Annotated in this window: 10 protein-coding genes and 1 pseudogene; 6 read left to right on the top strand and 5 right to left on the bottom strand. The window is 70.8% G+C overall.

Annotation, left to right across the window (positions count from 1 at the left end):
* Nucleotides 1-2: 2 nt before the first annotated feature.
* Both ACFY8U_RS10895 and nuoN read left to right on the top strand, forming a co-directional pair.
* Nucleotides 3-1595, top strand: a complete 1593-nt coding sequence (locus ACFY8U_RS10895) for an NADH-quinone oxidoreductase subunit M (protein WP_389568550.1) — start codon at nucleotides 3-5, stop codon at nucleotides 1593-1595.
* Complete coding sequence (gene nuoN / locus ACFY8U_RS10900; protein ID WP_361598435.1) at nucleotides 1592-3253, top strand: NADH-quinone oxidoreductase subunit NuoN; 1662 nt, start codon at nucleotides 1592-1594, stop codon at nucleotides 3251-3253. The genes ACFY8U_RS10895 and nuoN overlap by 4 nt, the downstream gene beginning before the upstream one ends.
* A 77-nt stretch (nucleotides 3254-3330) precedes the next feature.
* On the opposite strand, the gene fahA is transcribed toward nuoN, so the two are convergent.
* Nucleotides 3331-4557, bottom strand: a complete 1227-nt coding sequence (gene fahA, locus ACFY8U_RS10905) for a fumarylacetoacetase (protein ID WP_361598432.1) — start codon at nucleotides 4555-4557, stop codon at nucleotides 3331-3333.
* A 302-nt stretch (nucleotides 4558-4859) separates the two neighbouring features.
* On the opposite strand from fahA, the gene ACFY8U_RS10910 reads away from it, so the two are divergent.
* Nucleotides 4860-6125, top strand: coding sequence for an LPXTG cell wall anchor domain-containing protein (locus ACFY8U_RS10910; protein ID WP_389568554.1), 1266 nt, complete (start codon nucleotides 4860-4862; stop codon nucleotides 6123-6125).
* Nucleotides 6126-6198: 73 nt separating this feature from the next.
* Here the strand turns inward: ACFY8U_RS10910 and ACFY8U_RS10915 are convergent, their stop codons facing one another.
* Nucleotides 6199-8199: a CocE/NonD family hydrolase gene (locus tag ACFY8U_RS10915; protein WP_389568556.1), complete on the bottom strand. Its 2001-nt coding sequence runs from the start codon at nucleotides 8197-8199 to the stop codon at nucleotides 6199-6201.
* Nucleotides 8200-8211: 12 nt separating this feature from the next.
* Nucleotides 8212-9028 (bottom strand): annotated as a pseudogene (locus ACFY8U_RS10920) (hypothetical protein).
* A gap of 187 nt (nucleotides 9029-9215) precedes the next feature.
* Between ACFY8U_RS10920 and ACFY8U_RS10925 the strand changes: the two are divergent.
* Both ACFY8U_RS10925 and ACFY8U_RS10930 read left to right on the top strand, forming a co-directional pair.
* Nucleotides 9216-10226, top strand: coding sequence for a polyprenyl synthetase family protein (locus ACFY8U_RS10925; protein WP_361437405.1), 1011 nt, complete (start codon nucleotides 9216-9218; stop codon nucleotides 10224-10226).
* Between the two features lie 217 nt (nucleotides 10227-10443).
* A complete protein-coding gene (locus ACFY8U_RS10930; protein WP_389568559.1) occupies nucleotides 10444-11649 on the top strand; it encodes an outer membrane lipoprotein carrier protein LolA in 1206 nt (401 codons plus the stop codon).
* A 79-nt stretch (nucleotides 11650-11728) separates the two neighbouring features.
* On the opposite strand, the gene ACFY8U_RS10935 is transcribed toward ACFY8U_RS10930, so the two are convergent.
* Entirely contained in the window at nucleotides 11729-13042 is a 1314-nt protein-coding gene (locus ACFY8U_RS10935; protein WP_389568561.1) for a M28 family metallopeptidase, read from the bottom strand.
* Between the two features lie 280 nt (nucleotides 13043-13322).
* Here ACFY8U_RS10935 and ACFY8U_RS10940 point away from each other — a divergent pair, with 280 nt between their 5' ends.
* Nucleotides 13323-13823 (top strand): DUF1203 domain-containing protein, encoded by a 501-nt coding sequence (locus ACFY8U_RS10940; RefSeq protein WP_389568562.1) that lies wholly within the window; start codon nucleotides 13323-13325, stop codon nucleotides 13821-13823.
* A gap of 115 nt (nucleotides 13824-13938) precedes the next feature.
* On the opposite strand, the gene ACFY8U_RS10945 is transcribed toward ACFY8U_RS10940, so the two are convergent.
* Nucleotides 13939-16158: an FG-GAP repeat domain-containing protein gene (locus ACFY8U_RS10945; protein WP_389568564.1), complete on the bottom strand. Its 2220-nt coding sequence runs from the start codon at nucleotides 16156-16158 to the stop codon at nucleotides 13939-13941.
* Nucleotides 16159-16435 lie beyond the last annotated feature (277 nt).

Genomic DNA, 16435 nt, shown 5'->3' on the forward strand with positions numbered 1-16435 from the left:
CGATGTCGCAAGCAGTCAACGCGGGCTTTCCGATCCTGACGGCGACGGCAGCGGTGCCGGCGGTCGGCGCGATCCTGACCGCCGCCGTCCCCGCCGCCCGCCGCACCGCCGCCAAGTGGCTGGCGCTGCTCGTCTCACTCGTCACCCTGGTCCTCGCCGTGGTCGTGCTCGTCGACTTCGAGCCCGGCGGCGACCGGTACCAGTTCGTCGAGTCCTACTCCTGGATCAAGGACTTCGGGGTCCGCTACGAACTGGGCGTGGACGGCATCGGGGTGGCGCTCATCGCGCTCACCGCGCTGCTGATCCCCTTCATCATCCTGGCCGGCTGGCACGACGCCGACCCCCTGGAGACGAAGTCCAGCCGCTGGCGGCCGACCCAGGGCTTCTTCGCCCTGATCCTGATGGTCGAGGCGATGGTGATCCTCTCCTTCGAGGCCACCGACGTCTTCCTCTTCTACATCCTGTTCGAAGCCATGCTCATCCCGATGTACTTCCTCATCGGCGGCTTCGGCGACCGGGCCCACGCGGGCTCGGACGAGAACGCGGCGGCCCAGCGTTCGTACGCGGCCGTGAAGTTCCTGCTGTACAACCTGGTCGGCGGACTGATCATGCTGGCCGCCGTCATCGGGCTCTACGTCGTCGCCGGGAACTTCTCGCTCACGGAGATCGCCGAGGCACGGGCGTCCGGTCAGCTGGAGATGGCGACCAACACCGAACGGCTGCTGTTCCTCGGCTTCTTCTTCGCCTTCGCGGTGAAGGCGCCGCTCTGGCCGCTGCACACCTGGCTGCCGAACGCGATGGGGGAGGCGACCGCACCGGTCGCCGTGCTCATCACCGCGGTCGTCGACAAGGTCGGCACGTTCGCGATGCTCCGCTTCTGCCTCCAGCTCTTCCCCGAGGCGTCGAAGTGGGCGACCCCGGTGATCATCGCGCTCGCCCTCGTGAGCATCGTCTACGGGGCGCTGGTCGCGGTCGGCCAGCGGGACATCAAGCGCCTGGTGGCGTACGCGTCGATCTCGCACTTCGGCTTCATCATCATGGGCATCTTCGCGATGACCAGCCAGGGCCAGAGCGGCGCGACGCTGTACATGGTCAACCACGGGATCTCGACGGCCGCCCTGATGCTGGTGGCCGGCTTCCTGATCACCCGGCGCGGCTCGCGGCTCATCGCCGACTACGGCGGTGTGCAGAAGGTCGCCCCGGTGCTTGCCGGCACGTTCCTGATCGGCGGTCTGGCCACCCTCTCACTGCCGGGCCTCGCGCCCTTCGTCAGCGAGTTCCTGGTCCTGGTCGGCACGTTCGCCCGCTATCCCGTGGCCGGCATCATCGCCACCACCGGCATCGTCCTCGCCGCGCTCTACACCCTCGTCCTCTACCAGCGGACGATGACGGGCCCGGTGGTGACGGAGGAGGTCCGGACGATGCCGGACCTGCGGGTGCGGGAGCTGGTCGTGGTCGCCCCGCTGATCGCTCTGCTGATCTTCCTCGGGGTGTTCCCGAAGCCGCTGACGGACATCGTGAACCCCGCCGTCACGCACACCATGTCCGACGTCCAGCAAAAGGACCCCCAGCCCGAAGTGGAGGCGGCCAAGTGAGTGCATCCGCCGTCGCGCCCGCCGTCCACAGCCTGTGGACGACCGCCGCCGAGCCGGTGACCAAGATCCCGGCACCCCACATCGAGTACGTGCAGCTCTCGCCCGTCCTCATCGTGGTCGGCGCCGCCGTCCTCAGCGTCCTCGTCGAGGCCTTCGTGCCCCGCAAGGGCCGCTGGCTCAGCCAGGTGTTCCTCAGCGTGCTCGCCCTGGTCGCCGCGTTCGCCGCGATCGTCGGCCTCGCCGCCGGCGGCTACGGCTCCACCAAGGCGCACATCGCCGCCATGGGCGCCATCGCCGTCGACGGCCCGGCGCTCTTCCTCCAGGGCACGATCCTGCTGGCGTCGCTCGTCGCCGTCTTCACCTTCGCCGAGCGCAGGCTCGACCCGGCCGACCACGGCCACCGGGTCGACTCCTTCGCCGCCGAGGCCGCCGCCGTCCCCGGCAGCGACCAGGAGAAGGCGGCGGTCAAGGCCGGGTTCACCACCACCGAGGTGTTCCCGCTGGCGCTGTTCGCCATCGCCGGCATGCTGGTCTTCCCCGCGGCCAACGACCTCCTGACGCTCTTCGTCGCCCTCGAGGTCTTCTCCCTCCCGCTGTACCTGCTCTGCGCCGTGGCACGCCGCAAGCGGCTCATGTCGCAGGAGGCCGCGGTCAAGTACTTCCTCCTCGGCGCCTTCTCGTCGGCGTTCCTGCTCTTCGGCATCGCGCTGCTCTACGGCTACGCGGGCTCCGTCTCGTACGCCACCATCGCGAACGTCGTCGACGGATCGGTCGGCGCCATCGACCCGGCGCTCGCCGACACCATGGGCAACGACGCCCTGCTGCTCATCGGCTTCGCCTTGGTCCTCATGGGGCTGCTCTTCAAGGTCGGCGCCGTGCCGTTCCACATGTGGACCCCGGACGTCTACCAGGGCGCGCCGACTCCCGTCACCGGCTTCATGGCGGCGGCGACGAAGGTCGCCGCGTTCGGTGCCCTGCTGCGGCTGCTGTACGTGGTGCTGCCGGGCCTCACCTGGGACTGGCGGCCGGTCATGTGGGGCGTCGCGATCGTCACCATGCTGGGCGGCGCGATCGTCGCGATCACCCAGACCGACATCAAGCGGCTCCTCGCGTACTCCTCCATCGCCCACGCGGGCTTCCTGCTGGCCGGTGTCATCGCCGCCACGCCCACCGGCATCTCGTCCGTGCTCTTCTACCTGGGCGCGTACTCGTTCGTGACGATCGGCGCCTTCGCGGTCGTCACGCTGGTGCGGGACGCGGGCGGCGAGGCGACGCACCTGTCCAAGTGGGCGGGTCTCGGGCGCCGTTCGCCGCTCGTGGCGGCGGTCTTCGCGGTGTTCCTGCTCGCCTTCGCCGGCATCCCGCTGACGTCGGGCTTCACCGGAAAGTTCGCGGTCTTCAAGGCGGCGGCGGAGGGCGGCGCGGGCGCGCTGGTCGTCGTCGGTGTCGTCTCGTCCGCGATCGCCGCGTTCTTCTACATCCGGGTGATCGTGCTGATGTTCTTCAGCGAGCCGAAGGCGGACGGCCCCACGGTCGCCGTGCCCTCGGCCTTCACGGCGGTCACCATCACGGTGGGCGTCGCGGTCACGCTGGTGCTCGGCCTCGCGCCGCAGTACTTCCTGGACCTGGCGGGCCAGGCGGGCGTGTTCGTACGGTAGTCGAGAGCCTGAGCGCCGTCAGGGCCCGGTCTCCGCTCGCGCGGGGGCCGGGCCCTGACGTATGGGTGCGGGGCGCGCTACGGCGCCGGAACGATCCGGCCCGTCACCTCGCCGAGCGCGACCTGCGTACCGTCGGGACCCGGGGCCCACGCGGTGAGCGTGACCACGTCGCCGTCCTCCAGGAACGTCCGCTTCCCGGTCGGCAGTTCGAGCGGGTCGCGGCCGTTCCAGGTCAGTTCGAGCAGCGAGCCGCGCTGGTGCGTCTCGGGCCCGGAGACCGTGCCGGAGCCGTACAGGTCACCGGTCCGCAGCGAGGCACCGTTGACCGTCATATGGGCGAGCTGCTGGGCGGCCGTCCAGTACATCGTGGCGAACGGCGGCTCGGAGACCACCTCGCCGTTGATCTCGACCGTGATCCGCAGATCGAAGCCGCCGGGCTCCTCGTCGGCGGAGTCGTCCAGATACGGCAGCAGGTCGAAGTCCCGGGCCGGCGGGGCCGTACGGGCCGCGTCCAGGGCCTCCAGGGGGGTCACCCAGGCCGAGACGGACGTGGTGAACGACTTGCCGAGGAACGGGCCGAGCGGCACGTACTCCCAGGCCTGGATGTCCCGTGCCGACCAGTCGTTGAGGAGCGTCAGACCGAAGACGTGCTCGCGGAAGTCGGCCAGCGGGACCGGCGTGCCCAGCGTCGAGGGGGTGCCGACGACGAAGCCGACCTCCGCCTCGATGTCCAGCTTCACCGAGGGGCCGAAGACCGGCGCCGGGTCCGTGGGCGCCTTGCGCTGCCCGGCGGGGCGTACGACATCGGTGCCGGAGACGACGACGGTGCCCGCGCGGCCGTGGTAACCGATGGGCAGGTGCTTCCAGTTGGGGGTGAGCGCGTCGCCGTCCGGGCGGAAGATCCGGCCCACGTTGGTGGCGTGGTGCTCGCTCGCGTAGAAGTCGACGTAGTCCGCGACCTCGAACGGCAGGTGCAGCGTCACGGAGTCCAGCGGGTGGAGCAGCGGCTCTATGACGGGGCGGTGGGCGGGCACCGTAACCCAGCCGGTGAGCGCCCGGCGCACGTCGCGCCAGGCGGTGCGGCCGGCGGCGAGCAGCGGGTTGAGGCTCGGCTGCGCGAGCAGCGCGGCATACGGCGAACCGAGCGCGTTCGCCGCGGCTCCCGCGTCGAGGACATGACCGCCGATGCGGACGCCGACCCTCCGCCGGTCGGGCTCGTCGGCGGGGGAGAAGACGCCGTACGGAAGGTTGTGCGGGCCGAAGGGATCGCCCTCGGCCAGGTCGAGCGGGGACTGCTCGGGCATCGGTGCTTGCCTCGCTTTCCACGGGTGTGGGGGACACGTTACGGGGCGGGCCGCTCGGCGCGGATGACATGGATCACAGAGAAACTGTGCCCTCCGTGCACAACTGTCCATATTCGCGTGCTTTATGCGTCCTGTGCGTGGGGTGGGAGTCGGCCATGCGACTGAGCGCGTTCAATTCCCTCTTCCCCGGGGCTTATTCCGGTCATACGATCTTGGCGAAGTCGCACCGCGTGAGTTTCCCCGCAGGCGCGACCCACCTTTTCTTTTCTCTTCTCCGACCGATCCTGACCAGAAGGTCCACCTTGAAGATCCGCCGTATTCTCGCGACGGCCGTGGCCGCCGCCGTGACGACTCCCGTCGTCTTCCTCTCGGCCGCCCCGGCGTTCGCCGACACCAAGCCGTCCGCGCCGTCGCAGACGCAGGAGCAGCCGCCGACGATCGAGGAGCTGCAGAAGAAGGTCACCGCGGCGCAGAAGGCGTACGACGACGCCCTGGTCGCGTACAACGACGCCGCGAAGGCGCTCGCCGCCATCGACGCCGCCGACAGCAAGCTGAAGCTCGCCGTCATCGACGCGGAGAAGGCCGTCGCGACGGCCGACACCGCGGTGAGCGCCGCCAACGAGAAGCTGTCCAAGGCCGAGGCCGACCTCAAGGCCCTGCCCGTCGACGCCACCCCCGAGCAGAAGGCGGCCGCGGAGCAGGCTGTCGAGGCCGCCAAGACCGGCCTCACGACGGCCGTCGCCGACCGCGTGGCCGCCGGTGAGAAGCTGACCAAGGCCAAGAAGGACATCGAGGACGCGCGCGGCGCCGCCTCTGCCGAGGCCGAGCGTCTGCGGCTCGCCAAGGAGGCCGCCCTCAAGACCCTCGACACGGCCAAGAAGGAGCTCGCGGACGCCGAGCCGCCGCACGTCGACTGCAAGGACGTCAGCGACCAGCTGAAGGTCACCATGACCGGCCCGTCGAAGGTCGCCGCCGGCGGCAGCATCGACTTCAAGCTGCAGGTCACCAACGACTCCAAGGAGACGCTGGACGCGGTCTACGCCACGACCGACCTCTTCGCCGAGAAGGAGAGCCTGCTCGACCACGCGGACCTCAAGTGGGGCCCGCCGAACAGCGAGTGGGACGACCTGAGCCCGGAGTTCGGCTCCATCGAGCTCGACATGATGAAGCCGGGCGAGAAGGTCGACCTCCTGGTGCGCCTGACGGTCGACGCCAAGGCCCCGCAGACGGAGGCCATGTTCCTCGTCGATGTCGGCTACGACAACAAGGACGGGTCCTGCGGCTTCATCGCGGAGGGCGCCTACGCCGAGTTCGACGTCACCGCCAAGCCCAAGGACCCGTCCTCCACGGACACCACGGGCGGCACCGGCTCCACGGGCGGTGGCAACACCGGTACCACCCAGCAGGGCGGCACCTCCACCACGTCCGTGACGTCCACCGGCCAGCTCGCCAAGACCGGTTCGAGTGACGTCATGCCGCAGTTCGCCCTCGCGGGCGCGGCGGCCGTGGCCCTCGGTGCCGGCGCGATGTTCGTCGTCCGCCGCCGTAAGGCCGGCGCAGACGCCTGATCCGCGCTCTGAGCGAGGGGCCCGCATCCCCCGTGGAATGCGGGCCCTTTCCTTTTCCCGCTTCCTTTCCCGCTCACCCCGCCGTGCGCGGAATGCGTTTCTCCCACGTCCGGTGGAAGGCGACCTCTCCGCCCTCCTTGCACACCACCTCGTTCGACGTGAGGAAGGCGTCCGCGTCGCAGGAGATCTCCGAGCGCGATTCGATCGTCACGTCCCACGCGCTTTCCGGCCGGTGCAGCCGGATCGACCAGTCCGAGCGGGTACGGGCCGAGAGCGGGTCGTCCTCGACGATCGTGTACGTCTCCAGGGCGTCCTCGGTGAATTCCAGGCCGTCCGGATAGACCCGCGTACCGCCGTACCGGGGGTCCACCTCGAGGCGCCATTCGCCCTTGGCCACGTCCCGTACCACCAGACGCTCCGGACGGGGTTCCTCCAGCGTCGCCGGGACGCTCACGCCCAGCGGTGCGGACTGTTCCGGCTCCTGCCACTCGACCGCGTCGGTCGTGGGCCGGCGGACCGGCAGCGTCAGGTGCGAGGTGACCGGGTCGAGGGTGAAGCCCGCCGCGTCCGGCTGGGGCCAGATCCACGGCCAGTACGCGGACGAGACGGCGAGGCGGACCCGGTGGCCGGGCGGGAAGGTGTGGCCGATGCCGTTCAGCTCGAAGACGAAGTCCTCCGCCTCGCCGACCTGTGCCTCCACCGCCCGGTCTCGGCCGTAGCGGGCGGAGAAGTTGAGCACACCACGGGTGACCAGGGTCGAGGAGCCGTCCGGGGCGATGTCGCAGAGGCGGGCGATCACCTGCCCGGTAGGGGCGCCGGCCCGGAGGTTCAGGCTCACCCGCGGCCGGCCCAGGATCTCGATCGGCTCGCCGTCATCCGGCACGGGGAAGTCGAAGCAGGCCGAGTGGGCATCCTCCTCGCGCTGGTCGGGCGGCAGGTCGGCGTCGTTGCCGAAGGGGAAGAAGCGCCCCGCGTCGAGGCCGGTCTGCTGCGGGGAGTCGACCACGACCGGTTCGCCCTGGAAGCCGTACGTGACAGGGGTGACGTTCGGGGACGGCCAGGCCGGGTCGGCGACCCAGCGGCCCGGCAGCTCGTCGTAGACGGTCGCCGGCGGGTGGGACCCGCTGATCCAGGAGCGCAGCAGCGGCTCGGCCATCACATCGTTGTCGACGCCCTTGAGGTGGTGGTCCCACCAGCGCAGGGTCTCCTGGAGGAAGCCGATCGCCGGGCCGGGCGGCAGGCCGCGGTCGGGGTACTGGTGCGACCACGGCCCGATGATCCCGCGGACCCGGTCCTGCGGAAGGTGTTCCACCAGACGCAGCACGGTGTCCCGGTACGGGTCGTGCCAGCCGCCCACCGCCAGGACGGCCGCCCCGATCGCACCGTAGTCCTCGCAGACGCTGCCGTGCCGCCAGTAGGCGTCCCGGGTCTGGTGGGCGAGCCACGTGTGGATGAAGGGGTCCACGGCCTCCAGGCGCCGCAGCCACATCTCCCGCCACTCCTCGCCCACGTGCAGCGGGTCGGGCGGACGGCAGACGAAGGCCAGCATCGTCGCCGCCCAGGCGTGCATGTCGACCGCGAGGACGGAGCCGCCCATGTAGTGGACGTCGTTGTCGTAGCGGTCGTCGGCCGAGCAGACGGTGACGATCGCCTTCAGCGGCTCGGGTGCGAGCGCGGCGATCTGGAGCGCGTTGAAACCGCCCCAGGAGATGCCGAACATGCCGACCTTCCCCGTGCACCAGGGCTGCTCGGCGAGCCACTCCACCACCGCCACGCCGTCCGCCAGCTCCACGGGGTCGTACTCGTCACCCGGCAGGCCCTCGCTGTTCCCGTGGCCGCGCACGTCGACCCGTACGGAGGCGTAGCCGTGCCCGGCGTACCAGGGGTGGCGCTGCCGGTCCCGGGGCGCCGTCCAGTCGGTGAGCCGGTACGGGAGGTACTCCAGGAGGGCGGGGACGGGCTCGTCGGTGACCGGCCGCCAGATCCGGGCGTAGAGCCTCGTCCCTTCCCCGGGGAGCGGGATCCGGACGTCTTCGTGGGTCGTCTCGTACGGGAACTCGGTACGGATGCGCATGGCGGACCAACCTCAGTGGACGGGGTGCATGGTGCGGCGCAGCCAGGGCGCCATGGCGATCACGACGAGGCCCGCGGCGACGGCGACGGCTCCGTTGACGCCGAAGTAGGCGGGCTTGGAGACGTCGTCGTACAGCTTCACCGTCTGTGCCTGGATGCCGTTGGCGAGCGCGAGGGAGAGGAACCAGAGGGACATGGTCTGGCTGGAGAAGGCCTCCGGCGCGAGCTTGCTCGTCGCCGACATCCCGGAGGTCTCCAGGAGGACGTCGCCGAGGCCGAGCAGCGTAGACGACCGGGGCGATCACCGAGATGAGCGTCAGCAGGTCGACGAAGCGGTCCATGGTCAGCCGGCCGACGGCGGCCAGCATCGCGCCGACGGCGCCCGCCAGGACCACCCCGCCGATGATCGTCCACACCGCCCGGCGCATGGCGTCGGGAGCGAGCGCGAACTCGGCCGAGTGCTTGCGCCCGGCCAGGTGACGGCGGCCGAGGACGTACTGGAGCAGGCCGAGGGTCATGCCGACGGCCGCGGCGGAGAAGCCCCAGTGGTAGCCGCGGTGGTCGGCGAGCCAGCCGCCCGCGACGGACACCAGATAGACGAGTGTGCCGTACGCGGCGGCGACGGAGGCGGCGGTGCCCGCGTCCATGCCGAGACCCTCGTTCGCCACGCTGTCGGCGAAGTAGAGGACCAGGATCGCCTGCATGCCGAGGAACGAGAAGCGCTCCCAGACCTCCAGGCCCGAGAGGGTAGGAAGCCCCTTCGGCCGGCCGAAGAAGGCATGATCGTCTTCGGGCGGCGGCTGCTCGCCGCCCGCGTCGGTATCGATCACTGTTCGGGACAAATCGCCTACTCCTGGTCGTATGAGCTGATCAAGAACATACCGGGGGTGGCGGGAAGGCGCCCATGGTGATCGAAAGGCGACCGGATACGCTGACTTGAGTGAATCGAGCGACACATCGACAATCCGTGTGATCGTCGGCAGCAGAAGCAGGCGTCAGCAGACAGGAGACCCCCTCGTGACCGTCGTCGGGCCGTTCGGTCTTAGCGTGCGGGACCAGGCTCTTGAGGCCGATGTCCAGACCGGATTGGCGGCCGTGGAGGCAGGTCTCCTCGACGCCACCAAGAGCGAGATCCCGTTCATCACGGAGGCCGCGCAGCATCTCGTCCTGGCAGGTGGGAAGCGTTTCCGGCCCCTGCTCGTGATGCTCGCCGCCCAGTTCGGCGACCCGTACGCGCCGGGCGTCGTGCCCTCGGCCGTCGTCGTCGAGCTCACCCACCTGGCCACGCTCTACCACGACGACGTCATGGACGAGGCGGACGTGCGGCGCGGTGTCGACAGCGCGAACACCCGATGGGGGAACTCCATCGCCGTCCTGACGGGTGACTTCCTGTTCGCCCGCGCCTCGCACACGCTGGCGGACCTCGGGCCCGAGGCCGTACGCATCCAGTCCGAGGCGTTCGAACGTCTGGTCACCGGCCAGATCCTGGAGACCGCCGGACCGCAGGGCGACCGCGACCCCGTCGACCACTACCTCGACGTCCTCGCCGGCAAGACCGGCTCGCTCGTCGCCGTCTCCTGCCGCTTCGGCGCGATGATGTCCGGCGCGGACGAGACCGTCGTCGACATCCTCACCCAGTACGGCGAGCGGCTCGGCGTCGCCTTCCAGCTCGCCGACGACGTCCTCGACATCGCCTCCGACTCCCACGAGTCCGGCAAGACCCCGGGGACGGACCTCAGGGAGGGCATCCCGACCCTTCCGGTGCTCCGCCTGCGGGCCGCGGCGGCGACTTTCGGCCGTCCTGAGGACGTGGAGCTGGTGGAGCTCATCGACGGCGACCTGACGGACGACGAGCGGCACGCTGAGGTCCTGCGGCGGCTGCGCGTCCACCCGGCCCTGGAGCAGGCCCGGCGGGACACCGTGCGGTACGCGGAGGAGGCGCGGGCGATGCTGGCGCCGCTGCCCGACGGATACGCGAAGTCGGCTCTGGAGGAGCTGTGCGACGCGGTGGTCCACCGGGCGGGCTGATCCCCCACCGGGCGGGCCGACCTCGTCCACCGGGCGGGCCGACTCTGTCCACCGGGCGGGCCGGCGGGCCGTGTTGGCCCGGCGGGCAGCCCGGACGGGCTACGGCCCCTACGGGTTGTCATCCTTCAGCAGTACGTCAGGTTGATGCCGCAGTCTGACGATTCCGGGCCGCCGCTTTGGTCAGATGGAGTCATCGACCACGGAGGTAGGACAGACCATGGCAGAGACCCGTAAGGCGAGCCGCTACGTCGTCCCGTTCGCGGTGGCCGGAGTGGCCGCCGCGACCATCGGACTCGTACCGGCGCTGGCGGCGTCCGGCGACCCCGACCTGCCGGAGATCACGGCACAGCAGCTGATCGAGAAGATCGCGGCGTCGGACACGCAGACCCTGTCCGGCACGTTCAAGGTGACCACGGACCTGGGCCTGCCGTCGGTGGCGGGCCTGGCCGACAGCTTCGCGGGCGGATCGTCGTCCGGCGGATCGTCGTCCGTGGACCCGCAGGAGCGGCTGACGCAGCTGGTCTCGGGCTCGCACACCCTGCGGGTGGCGGCGGACGGCCCGGAGAAGCAGAAGCTGACGATCGTGGACGGCTCGGACGAGTACAGCCTGATCCACAACGGCGACGACGTGTGGGCGTACGACAGCAAGTCGAACGAGGTGTTCCACGAGAAGGGCGACGCCTCGGAGCGCCCCGCCGGCGAGAAGGAGGTCCCGGGCACCCCGAAGGAGCTCGCGGACGAGGTCCTGAAGGCGGCGGGCGACACCACGTCCGTCACGGTGGGCGGTACGGCGAAGGTGGCCGGCCGGGACGCGTACCAGCTCGTGATCAAGCCCAGGCAGAGCGGTTCGACGGTCGAGTCGATCAAGATCGCGGTGGACGCGAAGACCGGGACGCCGCTGAAGTTCACGCTGGCGTCGGTCGAGGGCGGCAAGCCGGTCCTCGACGCGGGCTTCACGAAGGTCGACTTCGCCAAGCCGGCGGCCTCGACGTTCGACTTCGAGGCGCCGAAGGGCGCGAAGGTGACGGAGGGCTCCGAGGGCCCGGACGGGGCGGCACACGGCAAGTCCCCCGAGGACCTCGAGAAGGAGCTGGAGAAGGAGTTCGGCGGCCTCGACGGACTCTTCGGCGGCATGGCTCCCGGCGCCGGCGGCGCGGGCGCCGAGGGCATGAACGTCATCGGCGAGGGCTGGACCTCGATCGCGAAGATCGACACCGGCGCCCCGGCCCCGAAGACAGGCGAGGCCCCGAAGGAGGTCCAGGGCTTCCTGGACGCGCTCGGGGACAAGGTCAGCGGGAAGTTCGGCTCGGGCACCGTCTTCAAGACGAAGCTCGTCAACGCGCTGATGACGGACGACGGCAAGGTCTACGTCGGCGCCGTGACGAAGCAGGCGCTGGTGGACGCGGCGAACGCCGGCAAGTAGGGCGCGATGGGACCCCGGGCGGGTCGGGGGCGATGGTCACCGACCCACCCGGGAGTTTCTGCGCCGTAGGGCCGGCGCCTTACGGGAACGTGAGCTTGAAGCTGTTGATGTAGCCGGTGTCGGCCGAGGCCCGGTCCTGGGCGCGGAGCTTCCAGGCGCCGTTGGCGACCTCCGAGGAGGCGTTCACGGTGTAGGTCTGGACGATGTTGTCGGCGCTGCCGCCGGAGCGGTTGTGCAGGTTGTAGACCGAGCCGTCGGGGGCGACGAGGTCGACGACGAGGTCACCGCGGTAGGTGTGGACGATGTTCACGTCCACGCTGAGGGTGGAGGGGGCGTTGCCGGTGATACCGGTGACGTTGACCGTGGAGGTCACCGCGGCGCCGTTGTCCGGGATGGACACGTCGGCCGCGTTCTCGAAGACCTTGCCGGGGGGCGTGGTCGTACCGGCCGACAGGGTCCAGATCGCGTGGGCGACGGCGTCGCTGTTGCGGTCGAGGGCCGTGTCGTTGATGTTCGAGGTGGTGTCGCACGAGGAGTGGTAGCAGCGGTCGAAGGCCGTGGCCGTACCGCCCCACTTCTGGACCTGGGCGCTGCTCTTCACGCGGCTGGCACCGGTGAACAGACCGCCGACCGGTATGCCGACGTTCTTGAACGAGGCGTGGTCGGAGCGGCCGTCGCCCTCGGTCTCGATCTCGGTGGGCACGCCGATGCCGGCGAAGTAGCTCTTGAAGGTCTGCTCGATGGTGGGGTCGTCGTCGTAGACGAAGTAGCCGGGGTTGGGCGACCCGATCATGTCGAAGTTCAGATACCCGGAGAACTTCGAACGCTCCGTGCTGGGCAGCTGGTTGACGTAGTACTTCGACCCGACGAGCCCCAGCTCCTCGGCGCCCCACCAGCCGAAGCGCAGGTGCTTCGTGGGCTGGAGGTTCGCGCGGGAGACGGCGAGCGCGGTCTCCAGGACGGCGGCGGAACCGGAGCCGTTGTCGTTGATACCGGCACCGGAGGAGACGGAGTCGAGGTGCGCGCCGGCCATGAGGACCTGGTTGGGGTCACCGCCGGGCCAGTCGGCTATCAGGTTGTAGCCGGTGGCGCCGCTGGAGGTGAACTGCTGGACGGTGGTGGTGAATCCGGCCGCGTCCAGCTTGGCCTTCACGAAGTCGATGGACGCCTTGTAGCCGGGGCGGCCGTGCGCGCGGTTGCCGCCGTTGGCGGTGGCGATGGCCTGGAGGTCGGTGAGGTGCTGCTTGACGTTGGCGAGCGGTATGTCCGGCGCGGCGGCGGCACCGGCGGGTGCTGCGGGCGCGGCGTTCGCCGTGGCGCCGGTGAACCCGGCGAGGGCCATGGCGGTCACGGCCGCGAGCGCGGCGGCACGTCTGGGAACGGAGAGGTTCATGTGGGGGCTCCGGATTCCGAACGGGGATGGGAACGGAACGTGCGAGACGCCCCGACGGCTGTGAAGTCGCGGGGCGTTGGAGCTGTGCGTGTCGGTGCGGGGTGGTGCGTGATGTGCGTGGTGAATGTTCAACGAGAGTTTGACTGAGCGTCAAGAGCGGAAACCGGTCAGAAGCGTTCGCTCATCGGACGAGCGTGCGAGGAGAAGTGGCCGCGGGCGTCCGGAACGCCACGTCCGAATCCCGCCAGCGGGTGGGCCGCCCGCGCGTGACGCTGGAGCCATGACGACCTACACCGCACGCGCCATCGAGCCCGCCGTCCTCGCCGAGCTCCGGGTGAGTGACGACGCCGGACAGCCCTGCGTCCCGTACACCGCCACCGAAGGGGGCAGCCCGCTGCGCTGCTGCCTGCGTACGTTCGAGCCGGGGGAGCGGGTCGCCCTCGTCTCGTACGCTCCGCTGCGCCGCTGGGCGGCCGCGACCGGCGCGGCCCCGGGGGCGTACGACGAGCAGGGCCCGGTCTTCATCCACGCCGACCCGTGCGCGGGGCCGGTCGAGGGCCCGGAGTCGTACCCCTTCGACCGGCCCGGCGCCCTGCGCACCCTGCGCCGCTACGACGGCGAGGGCCGCATCGTCGGCGGACGGCTCCTGGAGATCCCGGCCGAGGCGACCGCGGGCTTCGACAAGGCCTTCGCCGAGGCCTTCGCCGACCCGCAGGTCGCTCTCGTGCACGTCCGCGCCGTCGAGTACGGCTGCTTCCAGTTCGAGGTACGGCGCGCCTGACGCGGCCGCCGTCCGGCCGCCGTCCGGATGCCGGACGGCGGCCGGATCCCGCCGCCGGGGCGGCCGCCCGGCGGGGGTCCCGTGGCGGGCGGCGTCGTACCCGGGGAACGGGGCGTCAGGCCACGCTGTTGAACGTGGCGCCCTCGCTCGCGTACAGGCCGGTCGTCAGCCGCTGGAAGGGCGCGCTGACCGTGCCGGTGGAGCGGTAGACGTAGGTGCCGCCCGCTCCGTAGGCGACGAGGTCGGGGCGGCCGTCGTTGGTGATGTCTCCGGCGCCGACGAGCTGGGTGAAGGCGTTCCAGCCGCCGCCGATGCGTACGCGGGCGGTGAAGTTGCCGCGGCCGTTGCCCTGGTACAGCCAGAGGACGCCGTCGGTGCCCCGGGCGACGAGGTCGCCGGCGGCCGAGCCGGCGATGTTGCCGACGGCGGTGAGCTGGTTGTACTGCTGCCAGCCGCCGCCCACGCGGACGCGCTTGGCGTACGGCTGGACGGTGTCGCCGGTGCCCTTGTAGAACCAGAGGACGCCCGAGGCGTCGGACGCGACGAGGTCGGCCCGCCCGTCGCCGTCGAGGTCGGAGCCCGCGGTGATCTGCCGGTAGTTCTGCCAGCCGCCGCCCACGAGGACGCGCTTGCCGAAGCTCCCGTCGCCCTTGCCGAGGTAGTGGTACAGCGAACCGGCGTTGTCGACGGCGACGAGATCGCCGTTCGGGGTGCCGGCGATGTTCCCGGCCGCCTCGATGTGCTTGTACGTCTGCCAGCCGCCTCCGACGGCCGTCCGGCCGGCCGACTTGTACTGCCCGTCCACCGGCCCATCGAACAGGTCGTCCCGCCACAGCGTGCCGGAGGAGTCCCGCGCGAGCAGGTCGGTCGATCCGTTGTCGTTGTAGTCGTGCGGATTGGCCTGCCGGGTGACCTGGAACGTGCCGGAGGCGCGCGCGGCGCTGCCGATTCCGCCCGGGATGGCGACGAACTGCCAGGTGTAGGCGCCGTTCGGGGCGCTCGTGCCGTCGATGGTTCCGTCCCACTCCATGACGGGATTCGTGGAGCGGTCTTCCGGGCCGGGCAGGGTGATCGTCCTGCCGGTGGCCACGTGCGTCAGCGTCACCATGGCGAAGGCGGAGCGCGAGATCGTCCACTCCCACCGCACCGGGGTGCCGGGCTGCTGGAGGTCCACCGTCGTGGGGACCTTCGAGCCGACGACGGTGACGGCGAAGTTCCGGCCCGTGCTCGCGACCTCGGTCACCACCGGGACGCTGCCCTGGACGCCGTCGAACAGGCGGTACAGGCCGTCGACGTCGTTCTCGACGCCACGCACGTGCACAGCGCCGTCCGGGGCGTGGGCGACGCTGGAGAAGCGCTCCAGAAGCTCGTACGGCTGGGCGTCGGACTTGTACAGGTCCACCGCGTACAGCGGGTTCACCGCATCGCCGGCGGCCTCGCCCGGGACGCCGTACAGCAGCACGTCACCGACGATGCCGACGATGACGGCCTTCTGGCTGTGGCTGTCGAGCCGGATCTCCTTGGGGAGCTTGCCGGCCCTGTCGACGATGATCCTGTTGCCCTCGGCACGGGCCTCGACCCGGGCGATGTAGTCGTGGGTGAGGGCGCCCGAGGCGTCCGTCACGAGCTTGCCGGTGTCCCTCTCGTGCTGGAGAGGCGTCCCGTGGACGAAGTCGACCAGCGCCAGCGAGTCCTGGTTGCGGAACGTCACGCCCGACTCGTACCGGGTGGTGACCAGGACGAGTGCCTTGTTCCCGGCGGACGCGACGACCTTGAAGCTCAGGTGGTTGCCGTACCCGGAGAGCTGGACCTTCCTGGTCTGCTCGCCGTTCGGGGTGTACAGCCACAGGTCGTGGTAGTTCCCCGCCCTGGGGACCTGTACGAACAGGTCCCTGCCGATCACGCCGACCAGCTTGGCCCCGGCGGCGAACTCGGTGGCGAGGTCGACCGTGACGGGCGGGGCGGCGGGGGCCGTCATGTCCCGGACGGTGATCGTGCTGCCGCCTTCGCCCGTGACGACGAAGTCGGACGCGCTGTCGTGGCCGACGGTGGCGCCGCCGACCGGCTCCGCCGAGCCGTCTGCCTTCCGCCACTCCAGGACGGTCTTGCCGTCGGCGTCCTTGCGGGACGTGAGGTAGCCGGTGTCGCCGACGCTGACGACGTCGGCGTCGACCGGCAGCGTCGCCGCGTCGGCGGCCTCGGCACCGGCCGCGGCCGTCGCCGCGGGGACGGCCGCGACGGCCGGGACGGTGACGAGCGTCCCCGTCACGGCCGTGACCGTGGACAGGGTGAGGACCGCGGCGGCGAGCCGGCGGCCGGAAATGCGGTGCTTCACGTGTGAGGTGACCTTCCGAAGGGTGCTGCATGACGGAGCGGACGCGCGAGGCGTCCGAGCGCACGGCTGTGCGGGCGCCGCTCGGGAACCGCGCGCCGGGCACGAGCGTTCCCCTTCCCGCCGCGCGCGCCGGAGCGCCGCGTCCGTGATGGCACGGCACGGCAGGCCTCACGCGACGTGGTCGACGTCGCCGTCTGCGACCACGTGAGTCCTCCGGAAGCGACAGGAGCGGTACGCGTACCCGTACGCACCGCCCGGTAGGACCACCGGGCGGTGC

This window comes from Streptomyces sp. NPDC012508 (assembly GCF_042902595.1).
Lineage (GTDB): Bacteria > Actinomycetota > Actinomycetes > Streptomycetales > Streptomycetaceae > Streptomyces.

Coding starts and splice junctions, on each gene's coding strand:
- ACFY8U_RS10895 (WP_389568550.1), top strand. CDS start 3: ATGTCGCAAGCAGTCAACGCGGGCTTTCCGATCCTGACGGCGACGGCA.
- fahA (WP_361598432.1), bottom strand. CDS start 4,557: ATGCCCGAGCAGTCCCCGCTCGACCTGGCCGAGGGCGATCCCTTCGGC.
- ACFY8U_RS10915 (WP_389568556.1), bottom strand. CDS start 8,199: ATGCGCATCCGTACCGAGTTCCCGTACGAGACGACCCACGAAGACGTC.
- ACFY8U_RS10930 (WP_389568559.1), top strand. CDS start 10,444: ATGGCAGAGACCCGTAAGGCGAGCCGCTACGTCGTCCCGTTCGCGGTG.
- ACFY8U_RS10935 (WP_389568561.1), bottom strand. CDS start 13,042: ATGAACCTCTCCGTTCCCAGACGTGCCGCCGCGCTCGCGGCCGTGACC.
- ACFY8U_RS10940 (WP_389568562.1), top strand. CDS start 13,323: ATGACGACCTACACCGCACGCGCCATCGAGCCCGCCGTCCTCGCCGAG.